General features: G+C 42.4%; 1 protein-coding gene. It reads left to right on the top strand.

What is annotated here, in order from left to right:
* Positions 1-1,011 (top strand): hypothetical protein (locus A3729_RS33015; protein WP_197475822.1); only part of this gene is annotated, 1,011 nt, incomplete at both ends.

Here is a 1,011-nt window from a genome sequence, read left to right as displayed (position 1 = left end):
CTGTGTGTTGTTATCGTGGCGCATTTCTTATGTCGATGCTAATGAACTCAAAAAGACCGACATCGCCTTGCCAGCTTCCTATGAGGGTGACTCAAGCGCTCAAGATGAGATAGCAGAGGGCTCCCCTTACTTCGATAATTCGACTATCTCCTGGATTGAAACAAAACGCAGAGCATTGGCCGGAGATATCGTTGCTTTAGGCGCATATATTGATGGTTTGATGGGTGATCTAGAAGCCATTTCAGATCACAATCAAAGTTATGTAAAACTTTATTTGGGCTTAGGTGAGTCGAAATACTATGGGACAGAAGCGCTTCATAGATTGCGTTTTAGTTTAGATTTACCCATAACAAAAAGACGTTTTCGTTTTATTTTGGAAAGTGAAGATGAAGAAGCAGAAAACTCCGTGGATCAGGAGAGTACTAGGTCCTCCTTGAGTGAAGAGTCCGGTGAGGATGGCATTAATGCAAGTTTTAGGCTTTTATTTGATGCACGCCATTGGGATCGCCTTTCCTTTGACTGGGGGCTTAAAGCAAATTTGGACCCCGATATATTTTCAAGGGCTCGAGGAATTCGTAGCTGGAGTTTGTCAGAAAAGTGGTCATTAACTTTCTCTCCAGAGTTGTTTTGGTATGAAAGCCGGGGGGCAGGAGCCCGATCATCTTTCGATTTTGATCGCTTGGTTGGTGACTTTTATCTGCTTCGTCTACAGTCTTCCGTTGTTTGGTATGAAAGGTACGGACACAGGCGATACGTTCAAAACCTTGCTTTTTTCCATGACATCAATCAGCGGCGAGCGCTGGAATACTCGTTTGGATTTTCTGCCGATGAACGACAGCATCATACCGTTGTATCAGAGTATTTTGCGCAAATTCGCTATCGACGTAATTTGTATAAAGGCTGGTTTTTCTATCAGTTGAATATTGGCACAACATTTCCTAGGGAATATGAATATAAAACTAACCCTTTTATCGGTATCAGGTTTGAAATTTTGTTATCTGATGACCTGGA

The sequence above is a fragment of the Oleiphilus sp. HI0043 genome (assembly GCF_001634935.1).
This window is presented reverse-complemented; position numbering and strand designations above follow the sequence as displayed.